This is a genomic window from Allobosea sp. P4_C6 (genome assembly GCF_056402015.1).
This window is the reverse complement of record NZ_JBFUIF010000097.1, coordinates 1-6,057: the sequence shown is the minus strand read 5'-3', so window position 1 is coordinate 6,057 and position 6,057 is coordinate 1. Positions and strand designations below refer to the sequence as shown.

Genomic DNA, 6,057 nt, shown 5'->3' with positions numbered 1-6,057 from the left:
CAGACTTCAGCTGCCTTGGGATCTTCCGCGTCCGCCGCACAAATCGATCGCCAGCTTGGCCGGCGGCATATCCTGGAGGGCGTGATCCGTGCGGGCGACGGCAAGCTCAGGATCACAAGCCGCCTGCTGGATGGGCAAACGACCGCGATCATCTGGGCAGGCAGCTATGAAGCGGACCAAAATGCTGGCAGCGGCTTCGATCTCGAGACAAACATAGCGGCCAAGATCGCTGCGGCAGTGAGCCTGCGCTTACGACCGCCGGCGAAGATTGCAATGGGCAGACGCTAAGCGGTTTGATCAATGCATTGTTTGACTGGTTCTCTGTCGCTCCACCGCCATTGCCCCGCCAGGAGGACGGTTCGGTCCATCTGAAGGCGAGAGCGTGGGCGGGGAAGGTGCATGTCGCGTGAAGTTCACCGCACTCTGATGTCCTGACCATCTCTGACGGCGCAGCGCGGATTGGCGAATCTGGGAGGACCATAATGGACGACGTGCATGAACATGAGCGTGCCCGGGTCATTCGTATCGCGCGGGCTATGTGTCGAGCGAAACGATTGGACCCCGACCAACCCCTCGACGAGGCGATACCCGCTGTCACTGGCGCTAAGGCATTCATTGACAGCCTGACGAGCAGCGATGTTCCGACGTGGCTATTGTTTGTGAGCGAAGCAAAGAAATTTGTCGCCGCGAACCAGGACGGCACGTCACAATTGTGAGCATGTGGCGTTGAATGAAACGCGGGCGGAAAAACGCAAACGCACCACGCTCGCGGTTACAGCTTCCCGATCGGCGGGAGAAGGGAGCCGAGGGCTGGGGGGCTGTACCGGCTCCCTTCGGTAGCCATCTGGGCAGGTGGCCACCACCACCATCGCGGGTCACGTCGCGACAATAGCACTGCCAAAACGAGGTAGCCGCAGCGGAGTTCCGCCGCGGCAAAATGCTCATGCCACGAGGGAGCGTCGAAATCGCTCGATCGCCCGTAGCGTCAGATCGTCCTCATCTTCAGCTACGGCGACCAAGCTCGCGACGATGTAGGCCAGCTTCGTCCGCACTTGCTCGTCATCGGCATCGGGGACGGTCGATCGTATTTCGGACCAGGCAGCATCGAGCGCGGCTTGCGCGCGGGCCAGGTCGACGGGGTCGCTCGACGATGAGAATGGCATGGCTCCTTCCTCCGCCCTGGATACGGGCGAGAATCTATGCATCTCGACTGGAGGCAATATATTTTGACATCAGAAAATCCCCGCCTGCGCACGCAAGCGGGGTAGTTCGCTCAAACCGAAAGGAGACCTTTGGCCAACCGCGACGCGAAGCCAAGGTTCCCGGCCGGAATGGAAAAGCCCGGCCCGCCGTAGCGCCGAGAGCGGATCACGGGCGTCCGTAACCAGACTGAACTGGGAGGCGACCATGAGTAGGACGACCGCCATCATCTTCGGCCTGACGCTCGCAGCTCTGGCGGGCGATGCAGGGGCGCAGCAGTCGCAGCAGACCTTCCGCGACAGTTCCGGGCGCGTCACAGGCCGCTCGACAACCGACAGCCAAGGCAACCAGAACTTCTACGGCCCAGACGGCAGGACGACGGGGCGCGCCTCGACCGACAGCCAAGGGACGACGACGTTCCGTGATTCCAGCGGGCGCGTGACCGGAACAACGACCAGCCCGCGGCGCTGATCAGGCTCATCGGAATTGGAGCTTTATCGTTCGATAACGTGCCCAAGAGCTGACGTTGTATGGCGCGGCTAAGGGTGGATAGCCACGCAGCAACCGATGGCATAAACGCGCCGCCACCAAACTTTGGCGGGCTGCCCAGAAGCGGACGCTACCTGCTTGAAGGTCAGCAAGCAGGTCAGAACCCATTCCCGACGGGCGCAATGCTGCGTCACTCGGTCCAGTAATTGCGCCGACTAAAAATTTGAGCTGAAATCGTGGCGCTCGTGCAACGGGGCCTCAAAATATGTGGGTCCACATTGACACCAAACATGCCCTCGTAACACTTTGTAGATAATCGTCGGTGCTTCCTCTCACCATCGTCACGCGTAGCCTAATGTGATTCTGCCGCTGGTTCTGATTCGACTGGCCGCAACGCGATCACCTACCGATCACGTTGCGGGATGCACGCAAAGGGCGCGGTAATGGATTTGGGACGTATGCTGCCGGGCGCCCGCGCGAAACACCGAAATGGGCGGCTTATCGCGGCGACGACGCGCCCCCCTCGGTTGTTGGCACGAGGTTGCAGGTTTGGCTCGTCCACGGCGCTAGTGACAATCGCACTTCTCTCAGCGTCTACGGGTTCGGCGCGCGCTCAGGTCACCGAGTGGAAGGGAATAACCACCACGGACGGCTTCGCTAGTTGGTTTACGTTCAGCAACTGGACAGCCGGTCCTCCCGGCTTGACCGGGGCCGTCACAGAGCCAATCATTGATACTATAGCACCGAATCCGACGGTGATTCCGACGCCCGGCGCAGTAGCCAGAACGCTCAGGATAGGACAGTTCGTCAACGGGATAGGACAGCTCGACATCCGAAGCGGCGGGACGTTGAACGTGTTGGGTGTTGCGGAGCTGGGCAATGCGCCGGGCTCACAAGGTACGGTGATCGTCTCCGGCACGTTCGCTAACTTCCTCGCGGTGGTCGGCGCCGGCGCCGGGGGCACAGGCACAATGACCGTCCGAGACGGCGGGACGGTAAACAGTAACTTTGGCGCCGTCCTCGGATTCGTTCCCGACGCGATCGGTACGGTGACCGTGACCGGCCTGTCCTCCACCTGGAACGTGGGTCCGGGTGGGTTCCTTATCGGCGGCCTTGGCACGGGCACGCTCACCATTGCGGATAGCGGCATTGTCGCCAGCGGGCAGCCCGTTTCGATCGCGTTAGCCGCCGGCTCGACTGGAACACTCAACATCGGCGCGGACCCGCTCGTCAGCACGGCGGCGGCTGCACCCGGCACACTGGAAGCGGCAGGCGTCGTATTTGGCGACGGCACCGGCACGATCAATTTCAATCACACGTCCCCCAATTACGGGTTTGCGCCTGCAATCAGCGGCCCCGGCACCGTCAACGTGCTCGCCGGCACGACCCTCTTAACAGCCGACAACACCTATACAGGCGGGACCACCATCAATGGCGGCACGCTCAGTGTCGCGGCGGACAACAATCTCGGCGCGGCGAGCGGAGGCCTGACTTTCAACGGCGGCATTCTTCAAGTCACCGGCACCGCGTTCAATTCGACCGCGCGGACCATCACCTGGGGCGCGAATGGCGGCGGCTTCGATATCGCCGATGCGGCAAACAGTTTCACCGTCGCGCAGAACCTGACCGCCGGCGGTCCGCTGGCCAAATACGGTACGGGCACGCTCACTTTGACCGGCACCAACACCTACACCGGCGGGACCACCATCAGCGCCGGCACTCTCCAGCTTGGCAATGGCGGCGAGACGGGCTCGATCGTTGGCGACGTCACGAACAACGGCATCTTCGCCATCAATCGCTCGAACGCCTTCAGCTTTGGCGGGGTGATCTCCGGCTCTGGCGCGTTCCAGCAGAACGGCACCGGCACGACCATCTTTACAGCCGCCAACACCTACACCGGCGGGACCACCATCAGCGCGGGGACGTTGCGGGCCGGCGGGCCGAACACGTTCAGCCCAAATTCGGCCGTGACGGTCGCGCTCGGCGGAACGCTCGACCTCAATGGCTTCAGCCACACCATTCCCGGCGTGGTCAATGCCGGCTTGGTGAGTATGGGCACGGGCACGGCGCCCGGCACGGTTCTGACGACGCCGAACTACTTGGGAAATGGCGGCACGATCGCGATCAACACCGTTCTTGGCGGAGACAACTCGCCGTCCGACAGGCTCGTCATCAACGGCGGCGGCACAGCGAGCGGAACCTCCGGGCTGCAGGTCACGAACGTCGGCGGTCCGGGTGATCTCACACTAGGCAACGGCATTCCGGTGGTCGTTACGACGAATGGCGGCACGACAGTTCCCGGGGCATTCGGCCTGAGCGGGCCGGTAGCGTCGGGGCCTTACGAGTATCTCCTGTTTCGTGGCGGCGTCACGCCCGGCAACGAGAATGACTTTTTCCTGCGCAATGTCGCCGGACCGGTTGACCCAGAGCCGCCCTTGCCCGGCACGCCCGGCCCGATACCCCCGACCACCCCCGGACCCACGCCTCCCGGCGTGACACCGCCCGGAGTGATACCGCCGGGCGTAACGGCTCCTGGCACTCCCGTCCCGCTCTTCCGCCCCGAGGCGGCGCTCTACACGCTGTTGCCGGGGGTGGCGCGCCAGCTTGGCCTGGCGACGCTCGGGACCTTTCACGAGCGCCAGGGCGATCAAGCCATGTTGCTCGGCTCGGGCGCGCTTCCGGGCGCCTGGGGCCGTGTCTTCGGCCGCCATGCCGAGGAGAGTCGCTCAGGCCCGCTCTCGCCCGAGATGAAGGGCAATATCGGCGGCTTCCAGGCCGGTCAGGATCTTTTTGGCTGGGACAATAACGGCCATCGCGACCGGCTTGGGCTGTTCATCGGCTTCGCCAGTGCGGATGTCGATGCTCGCGGTTTCGCGATCGCCCAGCAGCGGGCGCTGGTCGGCAAGCTGAAGATGGATGCAACCAGCCTCGGCGCCTACTGGACCCATATTGGTCCGTCAGGCTGGTATGTCGATGCGGTGCTGCTGACCTCTTGGTTCGATGGCGATCCGCGCTCGACCCGCGGCATCGGGATGAGCGCCGACGGAACCGGGCTCACCGGTTCGCTCGAGGCCGGCTATCCGATCCAGATCGGTGCCGGGCTGTCGCTTGAGCCGCAGGCGCAGCTTATCTGGCAATCGGTCTCGTTTGGAACGGAGCGCGATCGCTTCTCCGCGGTCCGCTTTTCGCCCGACGATGCGCTGACCGGCCGGATCGGCGCACGGCTCACCGGCGATTGGGTGATGGGCGGGATGACGCTGAAACCTTATCTCCTCGCCAATGTCTGGCGCACGTTTTCCGGCAGCGACACGACGACCTTCAATGTCACGCCGATTACAACCGGCTTCGGCTCCACCTCGCTGGAACTCGGCGGCGGCGTTGCGGCCCAGGTGACGCCGAACGTCGGCGTCTTCGCGGCGGCGAGCTACACCAGCAATCTCGGCGGCGACGATCGCCGCGGCATCAAGGGCAATCTCGGCCTGCGCGTCACCTGGTAGGCGCGGCGCCTGCCGACACTTCAAAGGCAGTTCATACGATGGGTTCCGAGCCGGGGCGGGACTTCGCGAGTCTGCCAAACCCGGCCGCCCTTACGTTGCCTTCAGTCATTTTACCTGCAAGCGGACCCTGCAGATGTCGGCAATGGGGCCAACTCCGGTCAGCAGACGCCGATCTTCAGTTGGGTCGATTTTGCCCCTTCGATCTCCGTCCGGAAGCTGACGTTGTGAGCGTCACGAGCCATCAACGCGCGCGCATCAGTAGTCCGACCGAGCTGGGAGCGCTCCGCTGGGCATTCCCTCCCTAAACCGGCGGCGCCCGTTCCCGGGTGTTATTTCCAATGGCGATGTTGCATAATCTGGCGAGCCAAATGATCTGATTGATTGCAAATTTGCCAATTGATTTGGGAGTTCGGACGCGAGCAGAGGTGCTCTCCCGATGACCCTGGGCACCTTCGGCTTCCTCGCATGGATCGTCGCTAGAGGTTTTGTCTGATGGTTGGCGCTGAAAATACAGCGGGAAAACAGCGGGGCGCGCCCTTCAAGCGGGGCCAGTCGGGCAACCCGGCCGGCAAGCCCAGGGGTGCGCGCCACAAGGTCACACTCGCCATCGAGGCCATTCTGGAGGGCGAGGCAGAGGAACTCACGCGCAGGGCTGTGGAGCTTGCCAAGGCCGGTGACATGACCGCGCTGCGGCTGTGTATGGACCGACTGGCGCCTGCCCGTCGCGACCGTCCCGTCACCTTCGACCTTCCCAGGATCGAGACGGTGGCCGATCTGCCCAAGGCGACGCAGGCCATCCTGGAGGCGGTCGCGGCGGGCGAGCTGACGCCGTCCGAAGCCGCCGAACTCGGCCGGCTGGTCGATGCCCACA

General features: G+C 63.6%; 5 protein-coding genes and 1 pseudogene. 5 read left to right on the top strand and 1 reads right to left on the bottom strand.

What is annotated here, in order from left to right; genetic code table 11:
- Together AC1DVA_RS25870 and AC1DVA_RS25865 are read left to right on the top strand one after the other, a co-directional pair.
- A pseudogene (locus AC1DVA_RS25870) lies at positions 1 to 288 on the top strand (hypothetical protein); the annotation flags it as partial.
- 194 nt (positions 289 to 482) lie between these two features.
- Entirely contained in the window at positions 483 to 716 is a 234-nt protein-coding gene (locus AC1DVA_RS25865) for a hypothetical protein (RefSeq protein WP_265051357.1), read from the top strand.
- 225 nt (positions 717 to 941) lie between these two features.
- Here the strand turns inward: AC1DVA_RS25865 and AC1DVA_RS25860 are convergent, their stop codons facing one another.
- Positions 942 to 1,163 (bottom strand): hypothetical protein, encoded by a 222-nt coding sequence (locus AC1DVA_RS25860; RefSeq protein WP_265051897.1) that lies wholly within the window; start codon positions 1,161 to 1,163, stop codon positions 942 to 944.
- Positions 1,164 to 1,407: 244 nt separating this feature from the next.
- Between AC1DVA_RS25860 and AC1DVA_RS25855 the strand changes: the two genes are divergently transcribed.
- The 3 genes from AC1DVA_RS25855 to AC1DVA_RS25845 all read left to right on the top strand — a co-directional run.
- Positions 1,408 to 1,671, top strand: coding sequence for a hypothetical protein (locus AC1DVA_RS25855; RefSeq protein WP_476807772.1), 264 nt, complete (start codon positions 1,408 to 1,410; stop codon positions 1,669 to 1,671).
- 773 nt (positions 1,672 to 2,444) lie between these two features.
- The gene (locus AC1DVA_RS25850) at positions 2,445 to 5,186 is read left to right on the top strand and encodes an autotransporter family protein (protein WP_476807771.1); all 2,742 of its coding nucleotides are present in this window, start codon (positions 2,445 to 2,447) and stop codon (positions 5,184 to 5,186) included.
- 492 nt (positions 5,187 to 5,678) lie between these two features.
- On the top strand, positions 5,679 to 6,057 hold a 379-nt coding region (locus AC1DVA_RS25845; RefSeq protein ID WP_476807770.1), incomplete at its 3' end, for a DUF5681 domain-containing protein.